Source organism: Roseovarius sp. CH_XMU1461, assembly GCF_037027165.1.
In the GTDB taxonomy this organism is placed as follows: Bacteria; Pseudomonadota; Alphaproteobacteria; order Rhodobacterales; family Rhodobacteraceae; genus Roseovarius; species Roseovarius nubinhibens.
This window is the reverse complement of sequence record NZ_JAYMDV010000010.1, coordinates 48,615-70,502: the sequence shown is the minus strand read 5'-3', so window position 1 is coordinate 70,502 and position 21,888 is coordinate 48,615. Positions and strand designations below refer to the sequence as shown.

The 21,888-nt window shown below is 66.3% G+C and carries 18 protein-coding genes; 12 read left to right on the top strand and 6 right to left on the bottom strand.

All coding sequences use genetic code 11. The features are described 5' to 3' along the window. Positions 1-4 precede the first annotated feature (4 nt). The gene (locus WA237_RS17800; protein ID WP_009813579.1) at positions 5-1,045 is read left to right on the top strand and encodes an ABC transporter ATP-binding protein; all 1,041 of its coding nucleotides are present in this window, start codon (positions 5-7) and stop codon (positions 1,043-1,045) included. Continuing rightward, entirely contained in the window at positions 1,042-2,025 is a 984-nt protein-coding gene (locus WA237_RS17795) for an endonuclease/exonuclease/phosphatase family protein (protein WP_336099269.1), read from the top strand. Before WA237_RS17800 ends, WA237_RS17795 begins: the two co-directional genes overlap by 4 nt. On the opposite strand, the gene WA237_RS17790 is transcribed toward WA237_RS17795, so the two are convergent. Further along, entirely contained in the window at positions 2,022-2,600 is a 579-nt protein-coding gene (locus WA237_RS17790; RefSeq protein WP_336099267.1) for a TetR-like C-terminal domain-containing protein, read from the bottom strand. The genes WA237_RS17795 and WA237_RS17790 overlap by 4 nt on opposite strands. 111 nt (positions 2,601-2,711) lie before the next feature. Here WA237_RS17790 and WA237_RS17785 point away from each other — a divergent pair, with 111 nt between their 5' ends. Continuing rightward, positions 2,712-3,926 carry a multidrug effflux MFS transporter gene (locus WA237_RS17785; protein WP_336099266.1) on the top strand — a complete coding sequence of 405 codons (1,215 nt, stop codon included), beginning with the start codon at positions 2,712-2,714 and terminating at the stop codon, positions 3,924-3,926. Between the two features lie 4 nt (positions 3,927-3,930). On the opposite strand, the gene WA237_RS17780 is transcribed toward WA237_RS17785, so the two are convergent. Beyond that, on the bottom strand, positions 3,931-6,315 hold the full coding sequence (locus WA237_RS17780) for a Tex family protein (protein WP_336099263.1): 2,385 nt from the start codon (positions 6,313-6,315) through the stop codon (positions 3,931-3,933). A gap of 279 nt (positions 6,316-6,594) precedes the next feature. Here WA237_RS17780 and queG point away from each other — a divergent pair, with 279 nt between their 5' ends. The 9 genes from queG (at position 6,595) to WA237_RS17735 (ending at position 17,526) form a co-directional block, all read left to right on the top strand. Continuing rightward, entirely contained in the window at positions 6,595-7,671 is a 1,077-nt protein-coding gene (gene queG / locus WA237_RS17775) for a tRNA epoxyqueuosine(34) reductase QueG (RefSeq protein ID WP_336099260.1), read from the top strand. 42 nt (positions 7,672-7,713) lie between these two features. Beyond that, entirely contained in the window at positions 7,714-9,714 is a 2,001-nt protein-coding gene (locus WA237_RS17770; protein ID WP_336099258.1) for a hydantoinase/oxoprolinase family protein, read from the top strand. A gap of 96 nt (positions 9,715-9,810) precedes the next feature. Continuing rightward, complete coding sequence (locus tag WA237_RS17765; protein WP_336099257.1) at positions 9,811-11,010, top strand: glycine C-acetyltransferase; 1,200 nt, start codon at positions 9,811-9,813, stop codon at positions 11,008-11,010. Continuing rightward, positions 11,007-11,972: a PLP-dependent cysteine synthase family protein gene (locus WA237_RS17760; RefSeq protein WP_336099256.1), complete on the top strand. Its 966-nt coding sequence runs from the start codon at positions 11,007-11,009 to the stop codon at positions 11,970-11,972. Before WA237_RS17765 ends, WA237_RS17760 begins: the two co-directional genes overlap by 4 nt. A gap of 16 nt (positions 11,973-11,988) precedes the next feature. Further along, positions 11,989-13,962: an oxidoreductase gene (locus WA237_RS17755; RefSeq protein WP_336099254.1), complete on the top strand. Its 1,974-nt coding sequence runs from the start codon at positions 11,989-11,991 to the stop codon at positions 13,960-13,962. Positions 13,963-14,085: 123 nt separating this feature from the next. After that, on the top strand, positions 14,086-15,060 hold the full coding sequence (locus tag WA237_RS17750; RefSeq protein ID WP_336099252.1) for a GlxA family transcriptional regulator: 975 nt from the start codon (positions 14,086-14,088) through the stop codon (positions 15,058-15,060). A 63-nt stretch (positions 15,061-15,123) separates the two neighbouring features. After that, positions 15,124-15,867 (top strand): hypothetical protein, encoded by a 744-nt coding sequence (locus WA237_RS17745; protein ID WP_336099250.1) that lies wholly within the window; start codon positions 15,124-15,126, stop codon positions 15,865-15,867. A gap of 117 nt (positions 15,868-15,984) precedes the next feature. Then, positions 15,985-16,482 (top strand): peptide-methionine (S)-S-oxide reductase MsrA, encoded by a 498-nt coding sequence (msrA, locus tag WA237_RS17740; protein WP_336099247.1) that lies wholly within the window; start codon positions 15,985-15,987, stop codon positions 16,480-16,482. Positions 16,483-16,596: 114 nt separating this feature from the next. Then, positions 16,597-17,526, top strand: coding sequence for a DMT family transporter (locus WA237_RS17735; RefSeq protein WP_216016040.1), 930 nt, complete (start codon positions 16,597-16,599; stop codon positions 17,524-17,526). 6 nt (positions 17,527-17,532) lie between these two features. Here the strand turns inward: WA237_RS17735 and WA237_RS17730 are convergent, their stop codons facing one another. The 4 genes from WA237_RS17730 to WA237_RS17715 all read right to left on the bottom strand — a co-directional run bounded on the left by WA237_RS17730 (position 17,533) and on the right by WA237_RS17715 (position 21,847). Next, positions 17,533-18,858 (bottom strand): NAD(P)/FAD-dependent oxidoreductase, encoded by a 1,326-nt coding sequence (locus WA237_RS17730; RefSeq protein ID WP_336099244.1) that lies wholly within the window; start codon positions 18,856-18,858, stop codon positions 17,533-17,535. Next, positions 18,855-19,670, bottom strand: a complete 816-nt coding sequence (locus WA237_RS17725) for an ABC transporter permease (RefSeq protein ID WP_009813593.1) — start codon at positions 19,668-19,670, stop codon at positions 18,855-18,857. The genes WA237_RS17730 and WA237_RS17725 overlap by 4 nt, the downstream gene beginning before the upstream one ends. Continuing rightward, positions 19,667-20,554, bottom strand: coding sequence for an ABC transporter permease subunit (locus tag WA237_RS17720; protein WP_336099295.1), 888 nt, complete (start codon positions 20,552-20,554; stop codon positions 19,667-19,669). Before WA237_RS17720 ends, WA237_RS17725 begins: the two co-directional genes overlap by 4 nt. 168 nt (positions 20,555-20,722) lie before the next feature. Beyond that, entirely contained in the window at positions 20,723-21,847 is a 1,125-nt protein-coding gene (locus WA237_RS17715; RefSeq protein WP_216016044.1) for an ABC transporter ATP-binding protein, read from the bottom strand. Positions 21,848-21,888: the final 41 nt, after the last annotated feature.

Below are 21,888 nucleotides of genomic sequence, written 5' to 3'. Positions count from 1 at the left end.
GCAGATGGCTCAGGTCTCACTCAACAACATCCGCAAGATCTACCCGAACGGCGTCGAGGCGGTGCAACAGACCAGTTTCGACATCGCCGATGGCGAATTTCTGGTGCTCGTCGGCCCCTCGGGCTGTGGCAAATCCACATTGCTCCGGATGATCGCCGGTCTCGAGGACATCACCGAGGGCGAGCTGCGCATCGGCGACCGCGTCGTGAACCATGTCGATCCCGCCGACCGCGACATCGCCATGGTGTTCCAGAACTACGCGCTCTACCCGCATATGACGGTGCGCCGCAACATCGGCTACGGGCTCAAGAACCGCAAAACCCCTGCCGATGTGATCGCTGCCAAGGTCCGCGAAGCCGCCGAGATGCTCAACCTCACCGACTATCTCGACCGCAAACCCTCGCAGCTCTCCGGCGGCCAGCGTCAGCGCGTCGCCATGGGCCGTGCCGTGGTCCGCGACCCGTCGCTCTTTCTCTTCGACGAACCGCTCTCCAATCTCGACGCCAAGCTGCGCCATCAGATGCGGATCGAGATCAAGGCGCTGCAACGCCGCCTTGGCGTGACCTCGGTCTATGTCACCCATGATCAGGTCGAGGCGATGACCATGGCCGACAAGATCATCGTGCTGAACGCGGGCCGCATCGAACAGATCGGCACCCCGTCCGAGATCTACCACAACCCGGCCTCCACCTTTGTCGCGAGCTTCATGGGCGCGCCGCCGATGAACCTGCTCGACGCGCGGTTCGAGGCCGGACAGGTCCGCATCAACGGCGGCACGCCGCTTCTGCCCGCGTCGGGCTCTGGCCCGGTCACTGTCGGCATCCGTCCCGAAGATGCCGAGCTCACCCCCGAAGGCCCGCTCGGCTTTGACATCCAGATCGTCGAAGAGCTCGGCGGTCATCGTCTGCTGCATGGCCAACTCGCAGATCAGCCCTTTACCCTCCATGTCGGCAAAGAGGTCGAGGCCCGCCCCGGCGCGGCCCGTGTGAACCTGCGCCCCGAGGCGCTGCGCCTCTTCGACAAGACCACCGGGCAGGCGCTGTGATCCGCGCCACCATTCCCGAACTGCCGCCGGTCTCCGACGATCAGCGGGCGCGCATCCTCGCCGCGCCCCGCGATGCTGCGAGCCACAATGCGCTGCTCGCCGCGACCCCCGCGATGTCGAGAATCGAGACTGGCGGAATACCGACGCAAAACCGACTGGATACCGCACCTTTGATTGCGGCGTGGAATCTCGAACGCTGCCTCTTCCCGCAGGCCTCCGCCGAACATCTCGCGCGGCTCGGCCCCGATGTGATCCTGCTGTCGGAAATGGATTGCGGCATGGCCCGCACCGGTCAGAGGCACACCACCCGCGAGATTGCCCAAGCCCTTGGAATGTCGTACGCTTATGGCGTGGAATTCTACGAAATGGGCCTCGGCGGCCCGACCGAACGGAGCTTTTGCACCGACGATCACAACCGTCTCGGCTTTCACGGCAACGCCATTCTCTCCTCCGCCCCGCTGACCCGCGTCGCCATGTTCCGCCTCGACGATCAGGGCCATTGGTTCAACCTCGATCCCGACCAACCCCGCCTCGGCACCCGCATGGCCCTCGCCGCCGAAATCGACACCGCCACCGGCCCGATCTGCGTCGTCTCCACCCATCTCGAAAGCAACGCCAACGCCGAATACCGCCACGTGCAATTCCTGCAACTGCTTGAACGGGTGGACTATTTTGCCCGGGGCTGCCCGGTCGTCATCGGCGGCGATCTCAACACCGGCAATCACATGCCGCCCGATTTCGACTGGCGCCAAGAGACGCTTTTCGATCTCGCCTGCGCGCTGGGCTATAGCTGGCAGGGCTCCGCCCCCGGTCAAACCACGCGCCCCAGCCTGATCACGCCGCACCCCGATCGCACCATGCGGCTCGACTGGATCGCCACCCGCGACTGCACCCCGGTGGAGCAGGGCATTCTCAGCGCCCTCAACCCCGACGGCCGCCCCCTCTCGGACCATGATTGCGTCTGGTGCAGGCTGGGTTAGGGTCGAAAAACCTCGTCCCGTATCGCCCGCGCCAGCCCCCGATCCAGCGCAAAACCATTGAGCATCCGATACCAGAACGCGCCATGGATCATCGCCGAGAGCATCTCGGGATCGCGCGCTGGCCCGATCTCACCCCGCGCCTGCGCCCGGCGCAACAGATCGGTCACCATCGCCTCGCGCGGCAATACAAACCGCTCGCGGAAAAGCCGTTGGAAATCAGCGTCTTCCTGCGCCGCCGCGATGATCGCACGCAGCGTCTCGCCATCCTCTTCCAGATGCGCGAACACCTGGATCAAAAACGCCTCTAGCTGCTCTGCCGTGCTTGTCCCGTCATCGCCAATCGGCGCGGCGGCATAGCGGCCGACCTCTTCGAACACCGCGTCGAGCACCAGCTCGGCCTTTGACGACCAGCGATTATAAAGCGTCTGCCGCGCCACCCCCGCCGCCGCCACGATCGCGGCAATCGACACCTTGCCATAGCCGCGCGCCCGCACCAGCCCAAGCGCCGCGGATTTGAGCGCCGCATCCGCCGATACATCCCGCGGCCGCCCGCTCGTCCGGTCTTCCTGCTGCATGATCCCTCCCGTTGCCGCGCCTGAAGGACGGCGGCCTCTTGAATAATGGACTGCATTCTATTAATTGCAAGTAGACCGCAGTCTAATAATTCCGAATCGCAGGGAATCCCCATGCCGCACACCGTTCTTTCGCCCAAACATGCCGCCGCGCTCACTGCGGTGCTGGGGCTCTTGTCGCTCTTCCCGCCGCTCGCCACCGATATGTATCTCGCCGCCATGGGCGATCTGGCCGAGGCGATGAACGCCAGCCATGCCGCAACCGAACTGTCGCTCTCACTGTTCTTTCTGGGGCTCTGCCTTGGCCAGCTGCTCATCGGGCCGCTGATCGACGGGGTGGGGCGCAGGCTGCCGCTGCTCGCGGGCACCGCGCTCTTTATCCTGACCACCATCGGTCTCTTGCTGGTCGAAGACATCGCCACATTCAACGCGCTCCGCGTGTTGCAGGCCATCGGCGCCTCTGCCGGCATGGTGGTGGGTCGCGCCATCGTCAACGACCTCTACGAGGGCCGCGATGCCGCCAAGGTCATGACCGTGCTGGTCATGCTGCTCACCATCGGGCCGATCATCTCGCCCACGCTGGGCAGCCTCCTGCTCGAGGGTTTCGGCTGGCGCGCCATCTTCGTCACCATGCTCGGGGTGAGCGTCATTGCCCTTGGCCTGTCGCTCGCCATCATTCCTGAAACCCTGCCGCCCTTGGCCCGCAGCCGCCGCCCCTTCCGCAGCGGCATCGCCACCGCCGCGACGCTGCTGGGTCAGCGCCGGTTTCTCCTCCCCGCGCTCATCGCTGGGCTGGTGCAGGGCGGCATGTTCGCCTTTATCACCGGCTCCTCCGGCGTGTTCCAAGGCGCCTTTGGCCTCGGCGCGATCCAATACGGGTTACTCTTCGCGGTGATCGCCACGGCGCTCATGCTCTTTGGTCAGGTCAACCGCCGTCTGCTCGACCGCGCGAGCCCGGCGCGCCTCCTGCGCCTCGGCCTGCCGGTCTATGCGGCGATATCGCTGGTGCTGACGCTGAGCTCGGGCACCGAAACGCTCTGGGTCTATGTCCTGCCGCTCTGGTTCGCCATCGGCATGGTGGGGCTGCTGTCGGCCAATGCCATGTCGCTGGCGATGGAGGCCGCCCGCCAAGGCGCCGGGATCGGCTCGGCGCTGCTCGGCGCGGTGCAGTTCGGCATCGCCTTCACCGTCTCGGCCTGTGTCGCGCTGGGCGGCACCGGCAGCGCCCTGCCGATGAGCCTCGGCCTCTTGCTGCCCGCGCTGCTGGCGCTGGGGCTGAGCCGCCTCGACCAGCCCGCCGCCGAGCTACCCGAACCGGCCCGGGGCTAACGGATCACCCGTCGCGCTTGGCCCGTGCCATCGCCTCGGCGAGCGCCGAGCCAAGCGCGCCTTGATCCTGCGCCCCGCCAGCGGGGGCCGATTTGCCACGCGGCGGCTTGCCGCCCCCGTGCCGCCCAGGTTTCCCCGGTACGGCCTTGCCCTGTGCGGCTTTGCCCTGATCCGCCTTCCCCCGAACGGCTTGGCCGCGCGCGGGCTTGGGCGCGGATGACGCGCCGCCCTCCTTGCGCATGCTGAGCCCGATCCGCTTGCGCGGCACGTCGATCTCGGTCACCCGCACCCGCACCACATCGCCCGCCTTGACCACCTCATGCGGGTCCTTGACGAAACGATCAGCCAACTGGCTCACATGGACGAGCCCGTCCTGATGCACGCCAATATCCACAAACGCCCCAAAGGCCGCCACATTGGTCACCGTCCCCTCGAGCGACATGCCGGGCTTGAGATCGGTGATGCTGTCGATCCCCTCGGCAAAGCTCGCGGTCTTGAAGCTCGGACGCGGGTCGCGCCCCGGCTTCTCCAGCTCGGCGAGAATATCGCGCACCGTCGGCAGGCCGAAACTGTCGTCGACGAATTGCTCGGCCCGCAACCCCTTGAGCGCCGCGCTATCGCCCATGATCGCCCGAATGTCGCGGCCACAGGCGGCGACGATCTTGCGCGCCACACCATAGGCCTCGGGGTGCACCGACGAGGCATCGAGCGGCTCGGCCCCGCCGTTGATCCGCAAGAACCCGGCGCATTGCTCAAAGGTCTTGGCGCCAAGCCCGCTCACCTCGCGCAGCCCGGCGCGGCTGGCAAACGCCCCCTGACTGTCGCGATGCGCCACGATGGCCCGCGCCAGCGTCGGGCTCAGCCCCGCCACATGCGACAAGAGCGGCGCCGACGCCATGTTGAGATCGACGCCCACCGCGTTCACCGCATCCTCGACCACCGCCGCCAGCGATTGCGCCAGCCGCCGCTGATCCACGTCATGCTGATACTGGCCGACGCCGATGGCCTGCGGCTCGATCTTGACCAGCTCGGCCAGCGGATCCTGCAACCGCCGCGCAATCGACACCGCGCCGCGCAGCGACACATCGATATCCGGGAACTCCTGCGAGGCCAACTCAGAGGCCGAATAGACCGACGCCCCCGCCTCGGACACCACCACCGGGGTGGGCCGCGCCACGCCCTTGGGCAGGCGTTTGAGCACATCGGAAACGAGCCGCTCGGACTCGCGGCTCGCCGTGCCATTGCCAATCGCAATCAGCGCCACGCCATGCCGCTGGATGAGGGTGAGCAGCGCCTCCTCTGATCCGCGCAGATCATTGCGCGGCTGGAACGGATAGATCGTCGTCGTCTCGACCAGCTTGCCGGTCTCATCCACCACCGCGATCTTGCAGCCGGTGCGAATGCCCGGATCAAGCCCGAGCGTCACCTTGGCCCCCGCCGGCGCCGCCAGCAGCAGATCGCGGAGGTTGCGGGCAAAAACTTGGATCGCCGCCTCATGCGCGCGCTGCCGCAGATCGCCCATGAGATCGACGAACATCGTGAGGCTGAGCTTGACCCGCCACGCCCAATCCGCCGCCGCCCGAAGCCAGAGATCGCCGGGCGCCTGCCCCTCGATGCCGATGGCCGCCGCCACGATGCCCACCAGCCGCTCCTGGCCCTCTTCGCCGGGCGCGATATCGAGCGTCACGATCCCCTCTTTCGAGGCCCGCAACAGCGCCAGCGCCCGGTGCGACGGGATCGTGGCCCAGGCCTCGCTATGGGCGAAATAATCGGAAAACTTCGCGCCTTCCTCTTCCTTGCCCGCCACGACCCTTGCGTTGATCTGCGCCTCGGCCTGCATCACCTCGCGCAACCGCCCCAAGAGCGCGGCATTCTCCGCCAGCCCCTCGATCAGAATGTCCCGCGCCCCGGTGAGCGCCTCTTTCTCGCTCGGCACCGCCTCGCTGATGTAACCCTTGGCCAGCACCTCAGGCACGGCCGAGCGATCCGCCAAAATAGCCTCGAGCAGCGGCTCGAGCCCGTTTTCGCGTGCAATCGTCGCCTTGCTGCGGCGCTTGGGCTTGTAGGGCAGGTAGAGATCCTCAAGCGCCGATTTCGTCTCGGCCGCGTTGATGTCCCGCGCCAGCGTATCGCTGAGCTTGCCCTGCGATTTGATCTCGCCCAAAATCGCCTCGCGCCGCTTTTCCAGCTCGCGCAGATAGTCGAGCCGCTCGGCCAACTGGCGCAGCTGCGCATCGTCGAGCCCGCCAGTGGCCTCCTTGCGATAGCGCGCCACGAAGGGCACCGTATCGCCCCCGTCGAGCAACGCCACCGTAGCCGTCACCTGATCGACACGGGCGTCGATATCCTTGGCGATGGTCCGGACGATACGATCTGCGGCTGCGGTCATGGGGCACTCCTTTGGAACGGGCCTTTGAAACGGGTCTTGGGTACTGGTGCTGGGCACTGGGACGCTTGTGATAGCGCCCCGCTGACGCGCCGCCAAGACCCCGCAGCAACGCACCGGCCGCATTTGGCCATGGCCAAGCCGCGCCCGCCCACCTATAGTCGCCGACCGACCAGACACCGACCAGACACCGACCAGACACCGACCGACCAGCCCCCTCTGACACGGGCCCGCCCGCGGCGACCCGGCCCTCCGGGGGGGATATTTGGGGCCAAAAGAAACATGGACGCGCTCAAACACAAGCTGATCGCACAGGCCGAGGCCGAAGGGTTTGACCTCCTGCGCGTCTGCCGTCCCGGCGATGTGCCACAGGTGCCCGCGCGGTTGGCGGAGTTTTTGGCCGAGGGACGGCATGGCCAGATGGGCTGGCTCGCCGAGCGCAGCCATTGGCGTGGCGATCCCGCCGCGCTCTGGCCCGAGGCGCGCTCGGTCATCATGCTGGGCGAAAGCTACACCCCCGAGGAAGACCCCACCGCCACGCTGGAACAGCCCGAGATTGGCACCGTCTCGGTCTATGCCCGCAATCGCGACTATCACGATCTGGTCAAGAAGCGGCTCAAGCGGCTGGCGCGCTGGCTCATCGCCGAGGCCGAGAAATCCGGGGCCGAGACCCCACAGGTCAAGGTGTTCGTCGACACCGCGCCGGTGCCGGAAAAGCCGCTGGGCGAGGCGGCAGGTCTAGGCTGGCAGGGCAAGCACACCAATCTGGTGAGCCGCGATCTGGGCAATTGGTTTTTTATCGGCTCGGTGTTTACCACGCTGGAAATCGACCCTGATACAGCGGAAAAGGACCATTGCGGGTCCTGCCGGGCCTGTCTCGACGCCTGTCCGACCGACGCCTTTCCCGCGCCCTATCAGCTCGACGCGCGGCGCTGCATTTCCTACCTCACCATCGAACATCACGGCCCGGTGGACGAAGAGCTGCGGCCGCTGCTTGGCAACCGCATCTATGGCTGCGACGATTGTCTCGCTGCCTGCCCGTGGAACAAATTCGCCGTCACCGCCCGCGAGGCGCGGTATCACGCCCGCGCCGATCTCATCGCGCCGCCGCTGGCCGATCTGGCGGCGCTCGATGACGCGGGCTTTCGCGCGCGGTTTTCCGGCTCGCCGATCAAGCGCATCGGACGCGACCGGTTTCTGCGCAATGTGCTCTATGCCATCGGCAATTCCGCCCGGCCCGATCTCCTGCCCGCCGCGCGGGCCCATCTCGACGATCCGGACCCCACGGTGGCCGATGCGGCGCGTTGGTCGGTTGCGAGGCTGGAAATTGCCGCAAACAGGCTGGATTCGGACGCATAAGCCGCATACCCCGGTCTGAGACAGGAAAGAGAAGGGCAGACCATGGCGCTATTGCTGGGGGTGGATACGGGCGGCACCTATACCGACGCGGTTTTGATGCGCGACGAGGAAGAGGTGATCGCCTCGGCCAAGGCGCTCACCACGCGCCATGACCTGGCCATCGGCATCGGCGGCGCCGTCGCCCGGGTGCTTGAACAGAGCGGTACCGATCCCGCCGCCATCGGGCTTGCCTCGCTCTCGACAACGCTCGCCACCAACGCGCTGGTCGAAGGGCAGGGGGGCCGCGTCGGCCTCGTCTATATCGGCTTTCGCGACCGCGATCTCGAAACCCATGGTCTCGCCGAGGCGCTGGCGGGCGATCCCTCGCTCGTCCTCGCCGGGGGGCATAGCCACGCGGGCGGCGAGGCGGCACCGCTCGACCTCGACAGCCTGCGTGCCTGGCTCTCCGAGGATCACGGTATCTCGGCCTTTGCCGTCGCCGGGCAATTCGCCACCCGCAACCCCGCCCATGAACTGCAGGCGGCCGAGCTGATCCGCGAGCGGACAGGCCGGCCGGTGTCCTGCTCGCATCACCTTTCGGCGCGGCTCAACGGGCCGAAACGGGCGCTGACCGCGGTGCTCAACGCGCGGCTCATCGGCATGATCGCCCGGCTCATCGACCGGGCCGAAGACGGTCTGCGCGATCTCGGCATCACCGCGCCGCTCATGGTGGTGCGCGGCGATGGCGCGCTGATCAGCGCCGATCAGGCCCGCGAACGTCCCATCGAGACGATCCTCTCCGGCCCAGCGGCGAGCATCGTCGGCGCGCGCTGGATGACCGGGGCGCAATCGGCGCTGGTCTCGGACATTGGCGGCACCACCACCGATGTCGCCGTGCTCCGCGATGGCCGCCCGGCCATCGATCCGGCGGGCGCACAGGTCGGCCCGTGGCGCACCATGGTCGAGGCGGTGGCGATGCGCACCACCGGGCTTGGCGGCGACAGCGAGGTGCATGTGGAGGACGAGGGCCTCATCGGTGGCGTGACGCTCGGGCCGCGCCGCGTCATCCCGATCAGCCTGATCGCCCATGAAGCCCCCGACATCGTGCACCCCGTGCTCGACGATCAGCTGCGCAGCACCACCCCAGGCGAATTCGACGCGCGGTTTTTGCGTGCTGTGCCCGGTATCGACGCGGGCGGGCTACAGGACCGCGACCGCGTGCTGCTCGACCGGATCGGCGATACGGTGCGCCCGGTCTCCGAGGTGCTCAAGACCCGGATGGAGGCGCAGGCGCTGCGCCGTCTCGTCACCCGCGGTCTGGTGCAGGTGGCGGGCGTCACGCCCTCGGATGCGAGCCATGTCCTTGGCCGCGTCGACGCCTGGGATGCCGAGGCCGCGCGCAAGGCGCTCGATCTCACCGCACGCAAACGCACCGGCGCCGGCAACCGGCTTGCCCCGGACCCGGAAACGCTCGCCCGGATGATCGTCGATCAGCTCACCCATCAGACGTCTTTGGCCTTGTTAGAGACTGCTTTTGCCGAGGACGCGCATGAGTTCGACCTGCCTCCCGAAACCCTCGCCCGGCATGTGCTGATGCAGCGCGGGCTCGACCGTCATCGCGGGTTGGTCCGGCTCGATGCCGGGCTCGACGTGCCGGTGATCGGGCTTGGCGCTTCGGCCCATTGCTATTACCCGGCGGTGGGCGCGCGGCTCGGCACCGAGATGATCCTGCCCGAACATGCCGGTGTCGCCAATGCCATCGGCGCCGTGGTGGGCCGCGTCACCATCCGCCGCGCCGGCACTGTCACCGCCCCGGGCGAAGGCCGCTACCGCATCCATCTCGACAGCGGACCGCAGGATTTCACGCAGGAGGACGAGGCGCTCACCGCGCTCTCCGATCACCTCCTGCGCGAGGCCCGCGACACCGCCATCGCCGCCGGGGCCGAGGACATCCAGCACAAGATCGCCCAGGACATTCGCAAGGCCCAGGCCGAGGGCCGCGAGGTCTTTCTCGAGGCCGAGATCACGGTCGAAGTCTCGGGCCGTCCGCGCATCGCCGCCTGAGCGGCACGAAACCATCGAATTCTGCGGGCGGCTTTGCCATGCTGCCCGTAGCCACAGATCGGAAACAGATCAGAAACAGATCAGAAGGAGCCCGCCATGAGCGCCGCCGACCGTTTCAACGACGATATCAACAGCCGCCTCGAGGGGCTCAGAACCGACGGGCTCTACAAGACAGAGCGCGTCATCACCTCGATGCAAAAGGGGCAGGTCTCGCTCGCCTCGGGCGACGAGGTGATCAACCTCTGCGCCAACAATTACCTCGGTCTCGCCGACAATCCCGACATCATCGCCGCCGCCCATGCGGGGCTTGATCGCTACGGCTTCGGCATGGCGAGCGTGCGCTTCATCTGCGGCACGCAAGAGGAACACAAGGCGCTCGAATCCCGCATCGCGGGCTTTCTCGGCAAAGAGGACAGCATCCTCTACGCCGCCGCGTTTGATGCGAATGCCGGTTTGTTCGAGACGATTCTCGGCCCCGAGGACGCGATCATCTCGGACGCGCTCAACCATGCCTCGATCATCGACGGCGTGCGGCTCTGCAAGGCCCAGCGCCTGCGCTACGCCAATTCCGACATGAAGGATCTCGAACGCTGCCTGCAGGAGGCAAGCGGCGCGCGCCACCGCCTCATCGCCACCGATGGCGTGTTCTCGATGGATGGCTATTACGCCCGGCTCGACGAGATTTGCGCTCTCGCCGACCGCTATGACGCGATGGTTATGGTCGATGATTGCCACTCCACCGGCTTTGTCGGCCCCACCGGGCGCGGCACCGCCGAGAAATTCGGCGTGACCGACCGGGTCGACATCATGACCGGCACGCTGGGCAAGGCGCTCGGCGGCGCCTCGGGCGGCTATACCGCCGCCTCCGCCCCGGTGGTCGACTGGCTGCGGCAACGCTCGCGCCCCTATCTCTTTTCCAACACGCTCGCCCCGGTCATCGCCGCCGCCTCGCTCAAGGTCTTTGACCTGCTCGAGGCCGAGGGCGACGCGCTCCGCGCCCGGCTCTGGGACAATGCCGCCTATTTCCGCGAGAAAATGTCGGCGCTGGGGTTCGAACTGCTGCCCGGCGAACATGCGATCATCCCGGTGATGCTGCGCGATCCGAAACTGGCGCAGGAAATGGCCGCGCGGCTCGGGGAACAGGGCGTCTATGTCACTGCCTTCTCCTTCCCCGTCGTGCCCCGCGATCAGGACCGCATCCGCACCCAGATGAGCGCCGCCGTCACCCGCGACATGCTCGACCGGGCCATCGCCGCCTTCGAAACGGTGGGCCGCGATCTCGGCGTGATCGCATGATCCTGCCCTCGGTCATTGACGCCATCGGGGACACGCCGCTCGTGTCTCTCGATCGTGTCGTGGCCGAGCTGGGGCTCTCGGGCCGTATTCTGGCCAAGCTCGACTATCTCCTGCCGGGCTTTTCCAAGAAAGACCGCGCCGCCCGCACCATCATCGAGGCGGCCCGCGCCTCGGGCGAGCTGCGCGAGGGGCAGCCGGTGGTCGAACTGACCTCGGGCAATATGGGCACCGGGCTCGCCATCGTCTGTGGCGTGCTCGGCCATCCCTTCATCGCGGTGATGAGCGAAGGCAATTCCCCCGAACGCGCCCGCATGATGCGCGCGCTGGGGGCCGAGGTGGTGCTCGTCCCGCAGGCCAAGGGCAGCTGCCCGGGCGAGGTCTCGGGCGCCGATCTGGCCCGCGTCGAAGAGGCCGCACAGCAGATCACCCAAGACCGTGCCGCCTTTCGCGCCGATCAATTCGCCCGCCCCGGCAACCCAGAGGCGCATTTTCACGGAACCGCCCCGGAACTCTGGGCGCAATCCGGTGAAACAGTCTCTGTTTTTGCCGATTTCGCGGGCTCCGGCGGCACGCTCGCGGGCTGCGCCGCCTATCTCGCCCCACGCGGCGTGCGCTGCTACGCGGTCGAACCTGCGGGGGCCGAGGCCATCGGCGGCGGCGACCGTTCCATCCCGGCCCACCCGATCCAGGGTGGCGGCTATGACATGGACGCGCTCGCCCATCTGAAATCCACCGATTTGGCTGGAACAGTGACTGTTTCTGGCGCTGAGGCCCGTGATCACGCCCGCCTTCTCGCCCGCCGCGAAGGCATCTTTGGTGGCTTTTCTTCCGGCGCCAATCTCGCCGCCGCCGTGCAGCTCCTGCGCGGGCCCGAACGCGGCGGCACCATTGCCATCGTGATCTGCGACTGCGGCCTCAAATACCTCTCAACCGATCTCTGGGACGATCCCCCAGCCCAATAGCCAGCCGGAGCCAGCCATGCCCTATCCCCGCCTGTCCTCGCCCTATCAGCTGCGCCACAAGACCGTGCGCAACCGGATCACCTTTGGCGCGCATACCGCCAATATGGCGCAGGACGGCCTGCCGGGGCCGCAGTTCGGGGCCTATCTGCTGGAACGCGCGCTGGGCGGCGCGGGGATGATCGTCTGCGAACCGGTCCCGGTGCAACGCACCGGCGTGCTCACCCGGGGCAATTTCCGCCACGAGGATGATAGCGTCATCCCCGCCTTCCGCCGCATCGTCGAACCGGTGCAAGACGCGGGCGCGGTCATCTTGCAACAGCTCTACCATGTCGGTGCCCATGGCGACAGCGACCTGAGCTTCGCCCCGCATTGGAGCCCCTCGGGCCAGCCCTCCTACCACGACAGCGACGGCAGCCACGCCATGACCGAGGCCGAGATCGAGGAAATCATCGCGGCCTTCATCGCCGCCGCGCGCCGCTGTCAGCAGGCAGGCTTTGACGGGGTCGAAATCTGGGCCGCCTACCATTCGCTCCTCGATCAATTCTGGACCCCCTGGAGCAACCGGCGCGACGACCAATGGGGCGGCTCGCTCGAAAACCGCACCCGGCTGTCGATGCGCATTCTCGAAGGCATCCGCCGCGCCTGTGGCGAGGATTTCATCGTCGGTTTGTCGGTGAGCCAATCGCACAGCACAGAGGTGCTCAACAGCCCCGAGGCGCTCTGCGACATCGTCGCCCGCCACGACGCCACCGGCCATCTCGATTACGTCACCTGCGGCGCAGGCGGCTATCTCGATTTCGAACATCTGATGCCCACATTCGTGCTCGGAGAAAAGCCCACGGTCTCGACCACCGCTCTGCTGAAATCGACCCTAACTCACGCCAAGGTACAGGCTGAGGCCGGCATTCGCACCCCCGAGAACGCCGAATCCGTGCTGAGCGCGGGCGAGGCCGACATGGTCTCCATCGTGCGCGGTCAGATCGCCGACCCGCATCTCGCCCGCAAGGCGCTCGACGGCCGCGCCGAGGAGATTCGCGGCTGCATTTCCTGCAACCAGATGTGCTGGGGCCGCCGCTCGCGCGACTATTGGATTTCCTGCCTGATCAACCCCTCCGCCGGGCGCGAATACCTCTGGGGCGGCGACAGGTTCACCCCGGCTGACACACCGCGCCATGTGCTTGTCGTGGGCGCTGGCCCCGCCGGGCTCGAGGCGGCGCGCGTCGCCGCCGAACGCGGCCACCGGGTCGAGATCCACGAAGCCGCGCCGCTCATCGGCGGCCAGTTCCGCCTCGCCGGGCAACAGCCCCGCCGCGCCCAGATCCTCGACCTGCTCGACTGGTATGAACGCCAATTCGCCCGGCTCGGCGTCACGCTCCATCTCAATTCCTACCTCGAGGCCGAAGAGATCCGCGCCATCGGCCCCGACCGGGTGGTGCTCGCCACCGGCTCGCTCCCCGACGAGGACGCGACGCAACGCTGGCTCCCCGATCTCGGCCCGCTGCCGGGGCGCGAGCGCGGCCATGTCTACGCCCCCGAAGAGGTGATGCGCCGCGAGGCACGGCTCGGGCCCCGGGTTCTGGTCCTCGACGAGGGCGGCAACATGCGCGGCCTCGGCACCGCCTGGCATCTCGCCGAAGAGGGCCATGAGGTCACGCTGATCACCCCCGGCCCGATGGTCGGCGCCGAACTGGCCCGCACCTCCGCCGACATCCCGATCCGCGCCCGGCTCGCCCGGCTTGGCGTGTTGATGCTCACCGAACATGGGCTCACCCGCTGGCACGACCAAGGCGCGCGGCTCAAAAACCTGCTCACCGGCGTCGAGTTTGACCACCCGGCCGACGATCTGATCATCGCCACCACCAACCGCGCTTTCGACCCTATTTCAGCGGAAATCGCTGACTTGTCCCCGGTGATCCTCGGCGATGCGCAGGCCCCGCGACAGGCCCCTTACGCCTTCTACGAGGGCCGCGCCTGCGGTCTCGCCCTCTGACCACCACGAGGATCGGCCCGGCGGCCCCATGTCGCCACTGGGCCGCTTGCGTCGCAATTGGGCAAGCCGTTTGCCCCCGCGTCACTAGACCCGTGACAGCCACCCCCCGCGCGCAGGGCCGCCATGGACACCAAACCGAAACGCTATGTTTTTCTGCTCATCCCGGGCTTTTCGCCGCTCGGCATGACCTGTGCCCAAGAGGCGCTGGCGCTGGCCAACCGCTTTCACGGCGGCCGCCAATATTACGAATGGATGCTGCTGAGCCATGATGGCGGCCCGGTCACCGCCTGGAGCGGGCTGCAGGTCGGCGTCGATGCCGGGCTCATCGACCTGCACCGCGACGACACGCTCATCGTCTGCGCCGGGGTCGACGCCCAGGCCGGCAGCACCAAGCGCATCCTCGGCTGGCTCCGCCGCGAGACCCGCAAGGGCATCGACTTCGGCGCGCTGTCGAGCGGCACGCTGACCCTCGCCATGGCCGGTCTGCTGGGCGGACGGCGGGTCACCACCCATTGGGAATATTCCTCGGCCCTGGCCGAATCCTACCCCGATGTCGAGGTCGACGATGTGATCTACGCGGTCGATGGCCGGGTCTTCACCTGCGCCGGCAGCGCCAGCTCGATGGACCTCATGCTCGACCGCATTCAGCGCGACTATGGCGCCGAGCTCGCCTCCTGGGTCGCCGATCAGATGGTCTATACCGCGCCGCGCCCCGAAACCCAGGCCCAGCGCGGCCCGCTCGCCGGACAAATGGGCCTGCGCCACGCCTCGCTCAGCCACGCGATCGAAATCATGCGCCAGAATCTCGAAGACCCGCTGCCGCCCTCCGAGATCGCCACCATGGTCGGCGTCTCGACGCGACAGCTCGAACGGCTCTTCGCCCGCTACCTCGGCTCGTCGCCCAACAAATACTATCTCGGCCTGCGCCTCGAAAAGGCCCGTAACCTCCTGTCGCAAACCACGCTGAGCCTGATGGAAATCTGCGTGCTCTGCGGCTTCAAGGCGCCGTCGCATTTCTCCAAAACCTATCGCAAGGCCTTCGGCGTCCCGCCAAGCCGCGACATGGGCGGCTCCAACCTGCTCGGGTTGCGGAAATAGCCGCCCCACCGCCCCCGCGCAAATCCGCTTGCAATGCCGGGGCCTACGCCGTCACCTATCCAGATGGTTAAGATTGTTCTGCGGCTCGCCGTCTTTGGGTTTCTCACGCTTCTGACACAGATCGGAGGCCTCGCCTATCTGCTGGCCTTGCCGGTCAAAAGACGGCTGCTTGCCTTTACCCTGCTCTACCTCGGCCTGACCGTTGCGGCGACGTGGATCGCACCGCTCACCGGGCGCATTGCTCTGAGCTGTTGGCAGGAGGGCCCGCTGCAGGTGCAGTCCTGGTTTTACTGCGCCACAAACCGCAACTATGTCTCGACCGAACTGGCAGAGGTGCTCCGCGACACGGCCCAGACCGTCGACCGGGCCTATCCGGGCACCGAAACCCTGGTGCTCGACGCGGGCTTCCCCTTTCTGACCGGCTTTCCCCTCTTGCCGCATCTGTCGCATGACGATGGCGAAAAGGCCGATCTCGCCTTCTACTACAAGGACGAGGGTGGCTATCTCGCCGGGCAAACCCGGTCTCCGGTCGGCTATTTCGCCTTTGAAGACGGCCCCACAGACTGCCCCAAGGCCTGGCCCACGCTGCGCTGGGATGTCCGCCCGCTGCAGCCCTACTGGGCCAATTATACCATCGAGCCCGAGCGCACGCGCCATCTCCTCACCACCTTGGCCGACGACAGCCGGGTCGGGAAAATCCTGCTCGAACCGCATCTCAAATCCGCGCTCGCCCTGACTTCCGAGAAAATCCGATTTCAGGGATGCCGTGCCGCGCGCCACGACGATCACATCCATCTGCAGCTCTGATCGCCCCGCCAGTCAGCGGCTCGAACCGGGCCTCCTGTGACAGGCCTGCGAAATTTTCCTTTGAAATGGCTCCTTTACGGTTTCTAATGACGCTGGGTCAGGGGAGGGGCCCAGGGGATGGAAGAACGGGCATTGCTCGCAGGAGGAAGCTTTTGGGGGCTTCAACATCTCCTGCGTGATCTCGACGGGGTGCTCTCGTCGCGCGCGGGCTATACCGGCGGCGATAGCGCGCGCCCGACCTATCGCGACCACGGCACTCATGCCGAGGCGGTCGAGATCCGGTTTGACCCGCGGGTGCTCGGCTATCGGGCGCTGCTCGAATATTTCTTTCGCATCCACGACCCGACCACCCCCGACCAACAGGGCCCGTTCATCGGGCTGAGCTACCGCTCGGCGATCTATTACATGAATGATCCCCAGAAATTCGAAGCGATCCGCACCATTGCCGATATCAACGGCTCGGGCGTCTGGCCCGCCAAGCTGGTGACCGAGGTGCTCCCGGCGGGCGAATTCTGGGAGGCCGAGCCAGAGCATCAGGACTATCTTCAGCGGGTGCCGGACGCGCTCTGCGCCCATCATCTGCGCCGCCATTGGGTCTTGCCGCGCAAACGCTGACGGGGCCGCGCGGGGCCGCTGTGGCGCAATGGGTATTTGCCACCAGAAAGAGCGCCCGGCGGCTCTTGACCTCTCCGGTCAAAGAGCGCAGCACTGGCGCCAGGAGGACCGCCCATGCACCCGGTCAAAGGCATCACCCTGAAACTCTGCGCCGTCATGATGTTCATAATCATGGCCTCGCTGATCAAGGCCACGGCGGATCATGTCCCGGCGGGCGAGGCGGTGTTCTTCCGGTCCTTCTTTGCGCTACCGATCATCCTCGGCTGGCTGGTGATGCGCGGCGATCTCTCGACCGGGCTCAAGGTGAACTCGCCCATGGGGCATTTCTGGCGCGGCTTTGTCGGCACCGCCGCCATGGGGCTGAGCTTTCTGGCGCTGGGGCTGTTGCCGCTGCCCGAGGCCACCGCGCTCGGCTATGCCGCGCCGCTACTGACGGTGATTTTCGCCGCCATGTTTCTCGATGAAAAGGTCGGCATGTTCCGCATCGGCGCGGTGCTTTTGGGGCTCGCCGGGGTGATCATCGTGCTGAGCCCGCGGCTCTCCACCTTTGCCGGGGAATCGGTCGAGACGATGCAGGCGGTCGGCGCGCTCTGTGCGCTGATGGGGGCGACCTGCGCCGCGCTGGCCCAGATCTATATCCGCAAGATGGTCGCCACCGAACAGACCTCGGCCATCGTGTTCTACTTCACCGTGACCTCGACGCTGCTGTCGCTGATCACGCTGCCCTTTGGCTGGGTCATGCCGGAGCCGCGCGAGCTGGTGCTGTTGATTTCGGCCGGGCTTTTGGGTGGTATGGGGCAGATTTTCCTGACCTCGTCCTACCGTTTCGCCCATGCCTCGGTGGTGGCGCCCTTTGACTATGCCTCGATGATCTTTGCGCTGGGGATCGGCTATCTCGTCTTTGACGAGGTGCCGACCGGAACCATGCTCGCCGGCGCGGCGCTGGTCATTCTGGCCGGGATCATCATCATCCTGCGCGAACGGCAGCTCGGGTTGAAAGAGGGGCGGGCGCGCGCCCGTTCGATCCGTACGCCGCAGGGCTAAGCCGCGTCAATCGCCGCGCAGCGCCGCCCAGCCATAGAGCGGCCACATGAGCTTGCGCCGATAGGGGCCGAGCGGCATCCGCTCGGGCGGGCGTTTCATGATCTCGGGATGCAGATGGCCGCTCCGCCCGAGGATCTGATCGGCCAGAAGCGCCCCGGCATAGCTCCCCATCGCGACGCCATTGCCGTGATAGCTGATCGAACAAAACGCGTTCGTCATCCCCGGAATCGGCCCGGTATAGGGCGTGCGATCGCGCGCGATGCTCAGCAGCCCGTTCCAGTAATGCGCCACCTCGACCCGGGCCCAAGCCGGGAACATCCGGTCGAAATGGCCCTTGATCACCCGGCCCATCCGCGCATCCCCGCCGGGCGAACAGCGCAGCCCCGCCCGCATCCCGAAGAGCATCCGCCCATTCGGCATGAGCCGGAAGTAATGCAGGAAAAACCGGTCGTCATAGCACATCTGCCGGCTGGTCCAGCCCTGCGCCGCGAGCTCGTCCTGCGACATCTCTCGTGTCACGATCACGTTTGACTGGGTCGGCAGATACCGCCCGCGCAGCCACTCCGGCAGATCGTCCGAGCTATAGCCATTGGTCGCCACCACGATCCGCCGCGCCCGGATCTGCGCGTCTTCGGTGGCGAGCACATAGCCCCCCGCCTCGGCATCGATCCGGCGCACCGCGCTCTGCCCGAAAATCCGCACCCCCGCGTCCCAGGCCGCCTGCGCCAGACCGGTCACATATTTCGCCGGGTTGAGCGCCATGCCGATGGGCGTGGTCATCGCGCCGTAAAACGGCCCCGTCATGCCATGGGCCGCCAGGTCGCCTTCGCCGATCACCTGCGGTGTCACATCGTAATCGGCCTCGATCTGCCGGGCGCGCGCCTCGAACCCCTGCGCCGCCGCCCGGGTATGCGCCATGAGGGTCTCGCCCTCGGAATGGGCATCGACCTCCATCCCATGCCGCGCAATCAGCCCCCGCGCCAGATCGACCGCCGCGATCTCGGCCCGGCAGAACTCGCGCCGCGCCGCCTCGCCATAGCTGCGCCGCAACGCCTCTGCCGGGGCGGCCGATCCGCCGAGACAGCAAAACCCGCCATTGCGCCCCGAGGCACCCCAGCCGGGGCTCTCCGCGTCGAGCACCACCACATCGACGCCTGCCTCCGCCAGATGCAGCGCCGCCGACAGCCCGGTGAACCCGGCCCCGATCACCGCCACATCGGCGCGGATCTCTCCCCGCGCTTGCGGCGGGTGCATCATCTCGACGGTCTGCGGCCAATAGCACCCCGCTCGGGGCGCGGCGCTATAGGCATGGGCAGGGTAGATGCGCGTCATGTGCGGTCGGCGGCCCGTTCTTCGGCGCTCTGCCGCAGCATTGAGCGTTTCGAGATGAGCGAGGCGCTGATCACCCCCACCGTCACGATGCCGATCATGATGGTCGACAGCGCGTTGATCTCGGGCGACACACCCAGACGCACCGCCGAAAAGATCTTGATCGGCAGCGTCGTGGCCGAGGGCCCCGCGGTAAAGGACGCGATCACCAGATCGTCGAGCGACAGCGTAAACGCCAGAAGCCAGCCAGAGATCACCGCCGGCGCGATGATCGGCAAGGTGACGAGCCGGAACGCCTCGAACGGCGTACAGCCAAGATCGAGCGCCGCCTCCTCCAAGGACCGGTCAAAGCTCACCAGCCGCGACGACACCACCACCGAGACATAGCACATGGCGAATGTCGTATGCGCCAGCACGATGGTCATCACGCCCCGGTCCATGCCGATACCGATAAAGAGCAGCAGCAGCGACAGACCGGTGATCACCTCGGGCATCACCAGCGGCGCATAGATCATCCCCGAAAACAGCGTCCGCCCCGCGAACCGCCCCGCCCGGACCAGAACATAGGCCGCCATCGTCCCGAGGATCGTCGCCAGGGTCGAGGACATCACCGCCACCTTGACCGTCACCCAGGCCGCATCGAGAAACGCCTCGTTGCGCATGAGCTCGCCATACCAGCGGGTCGAAAACCCGCCCCAGACGGTGACCAGCTTCGACGCGTTGAAGCTATAGACCACCAGAATGACCATCGGCAGATAGAGAAAGGCAAAGCCAAGCGTCAGCGCCGTGGTGTTGAACCAGGTTAGCTTTCTCATCCTTCCGCCTCCCGCTGTTTCTGCTCGTTGCGCTGGAAGAGGATGATCGGCACGATCAGCAACAGCAGCAGGATCACCGCCACCGCGCTCGCCACCGGCCAGTCCCGGTTGTTGAAGAACTCTTCCCAGAGAACCTTGCCGATCATCAGCGTCTTGGACCCGCCAAGCAGCGAGGGGATCACAAACTCACCGAGCGCCGGGATAAAGACGAGGAACGATCCCGCGATCACCCCCGCCTTGGACAGCGGAAAGGTCACCAGCCAGAAGGCCGAGAACCGCGAACAGCCAAGGTCTTCGGCCGCCTCCAGAAGCGATCCGTCAAGCCGCTCGAGCGAGCTGTAGATCGGCAGGATCATGAAGGGCAGATAGGTGTAGACGATGCCGATATAGACCGCGACATTGGTGTTCAGAATGGTCAGCGGCTCGCCAATGATCCCGACACTGATCAAGAGCTGGTTGAGATAGCCCTCGGTCGACAGGATGCCCATCCAGGAATAGACCCGGATCAGGAACGAGGTCCAGAACGGCAAGATCACCAAAAGCAAGAGCGTCGGCCGCCAATGCTCGGGCGCCTTGGCCATGCCATAGGCAATCGGATAGCCCACCAGCAGCGTCAAAAAGGTCGAGATGGCCGCGATCTGGAGCGACGAGAGATAGGCCCGCCAGTAGAGATCGTCACTGGCCAGAAACTCGAAGTTTTCGAAATCGAGCCCCGCCAGAAACTCTTTCACCCCGGCCCAGCCCTCGCGCAGGTCGAGCTCGGGCGTATAGGGCGGAATGGCCAGCGCCGTGTCGCTGAGGCTGATCTTCACCACGATGAGGAACGGCACGAGAAACAGCGCCAGCAGCCACAGATAGGGCACGGCGACAAGCGCGACGCGCATGACGCGTTCGCGCAACCCCGCGCCAATCGCGACCCAGCCCCCGACAACCAGTCCCGCCGCGATGAACGCATAGAGCGCCCCCTTCGTGACGGCGAGGCCAACGATGAAGAGAGTGCTCAGCGCAAAGAACAGAAAAAGAGAAAAATTGAAGGCCCGTGCAAACATCGCCTAGCCCTCCAACAAGACGGCGGCGGTGTCCGTCCAGCCGAGCCACACCTCGTCTTCCCAGGTGAACGGCCGGTTCGACAGCCGTCGCGTGTTGGCGGTCTGGCTCTTGATGATCTGCCCGTTCGGCAGCCGCACGTGATAGGTCGACAGATTGCCAAGATAGGCAATGTCGAGGATCTTGCCGCGCACCACATTGGGCAGGTCATCGGGCCGCTCGGTCGAAATCCGCACCTTTTCCGGCCGGATCGCGAGATAGGCGGTCGATCCCGCCTGCAATTTCTTGTCGCTCTTGGCATGCAGCGCCGGTTCGCCCTCGGCAAAGGCAATGTCATAGCCATCGCCCATGGGCGTCGCGCGGCCTTCGATGATGTTCACATCGCCGATGAAATCCGCCACATAGACCGATCCGGGCATCTCATAGATCCGCGCCGGCGTGTCGGCCTGAATGATCTTGCCGTGATCCATCACCGCGACACGGCTCGCCACGGTCATCGCCTCTTCTTGGTCATGGGTCACGATCACGAATGTCGTGCCGGTCTTTTCCTGAATATCCATCAGCTCGAACTGCGTGTCCTGCCGCAGCTTGGCGTCGAGCGCGCCGAGCGGCTCGTCGAGCAGCAAGAGCTTCGGCGCCTTGGCGAGGCTCCGCGCCAGCGCCACCCGCTGCCGCTGCCCGCCGGAACATTGATGCGGCTTGCGGCGCGCGAATTTCTCGAGCCGGGTGAGCTTGAGCATCTCCTCGACCCGTGCCGCGATCTGCTCCTTGGGCAGCCCGTCACGCTTGAGACCAAAGGCGATGTTTTCCCAGATCGACAGATGCGGAAACAGCGCATAGCTCTGGAACATCATGTTCACCGCCCGCTTGTTCGGCGGGATCGGCGCGATGTCCTGACCGCCCAGAAGGATCGTGCCCTCGCTCGGCGCCTCGAACCCGGCGAGCATCCGCATCATCGTCGTCTTGCCACAGCCCGACGGCCCCAGCAGCGCGAAAAACTCGCGCTCATAGATGTCGAATGTCTGATTGTCGATCGCCGTAAACTCGCCGAAACGCTTGGTTACATTTTTGAACTGAATGAGCGGCGTCTCATTCGGGTCAGTCCACGGCGCAAACACTTTCTCGCCCATCACGGCCCCCTGCTTGTCTTGAAAAAAGCCCGCACGACAAT

Bases quoted from the DNA above. Each gene is read 5' to 3' on its own strand.
- WA237_RS17800 (WP_009813579.1), top strand. From the start codon at position 5: ATGGCTCAGGTCTCACTCAACAACATCCGCAAGATCTACCCGAACGGC.
- WA237_RS17790 (WP_336099267.1), bottom strand. From the start codon at position 2,600: ATGCAGCAGGAAGACCGGACGAGCGGGCGGCCGCGGGATGTATCGGCG.
- WA237_RS17785 (WP_336099266.1), top strand. From the start codon at position 2,712: ATGCCGCACACCGTTCTTTCGCCCAAACATGCCGCCGCGCTCACTGCG.
- WA237_RS17780 (WP_336099263.1), bottom strand. From the start codon at position 6,315: ATGACCGCAGCCGCAGATCGTATCGTCCGGACCATCGCCAAGGATATC.
- queG (WP_336099260.1), top strand. From the start codon at position 6,595: ATGGACGCGCTCAAACACAAGCTGATCGCACAGGCCGAGGCCGAAGGG.
- WA237_RS17770 (WP_336099258.1), top strand. From the start codon at position 7,714: ATGGCGCTATTGCTGGGGGTGGATACGGGCGGCACCTATACCGACGCG.
- WA237_RS17765 (WP_336099257.1), top strand. From the start codon at position 9,811: ATGAGCGCCGCCGACCGTTTCAACGACGATATCAACAGCCGCCTCGAG.
- WA237_RS17760 (WP_336099256.1), top strand. From the start codon at position 11,007: ATGATCCTGCCCTCGGTCATTGACGCCATCGGGGACACGCCGCTCGTG.
- WA237_RS17755 (WP_336099254.1), top strand. From the start codon at position 11,989: ATGCCCTATCCCCGCCTGTCCTCGCCCTATCAGCTGCGCCACAAGACC.
- WA237_RS17750 (WP_336099252.1), top strand. From the start codon at position 14,086: ATGGACACCAAACCGAAACGCTATGTTTTTCTGCTCATCCCGGGCTTT.
- WA237_RS17745 (WP_336099250.1), top strand. From the start codon at position 15,124: ATGGTTAAGATTGTTCTGCGGCTCGCCGTCTTTGGGTTTCTCACGCTT.
- msrA (WP_336099247.1), top strand. From the start codon at position 15,985: ATGGAAGAACGGGCATTGCTCGCAGGAGGAAGCTTTTGGGGGCTTCAA.
- WA237_RS17735 (WP_216016040.1), top strand. From the start codon at position 16,597: ATGCACCCGGTCAAAGGCATCACCCTGAAACTCTGCGCCGTCATGATG.
- WA237_RS17730 (WP_336099244.1), bottom strand. From the start codon at position 18,858: ATGACGCGCATCTACCCTGCCCATGCCTATAGCGCCGCGCCCCGAGCG.
- WA237_RS17725 (WP_009813593.1), bottom strand. From the start codon at position 19,670: ATGAGAAAGCTAACCTGGTTCAACACCACGGCGCTGACGCTTGGCTTT.
- WA237_RS17720 (WP_336099295.1), bottom strand. From the start codon at position 20,554: ATGCGCGTCGCGCTTGTCGCCGTGCCCTATCTGTGGCTGCTGGCGCTG.
- WA237_RS17715 (WP_216016044.1), bottom strand. From the start codon at position 21,847: ATGGGCGAGAAAGTGTTTGCGCCGTGGACTGACCCGAATGAGACGCCG.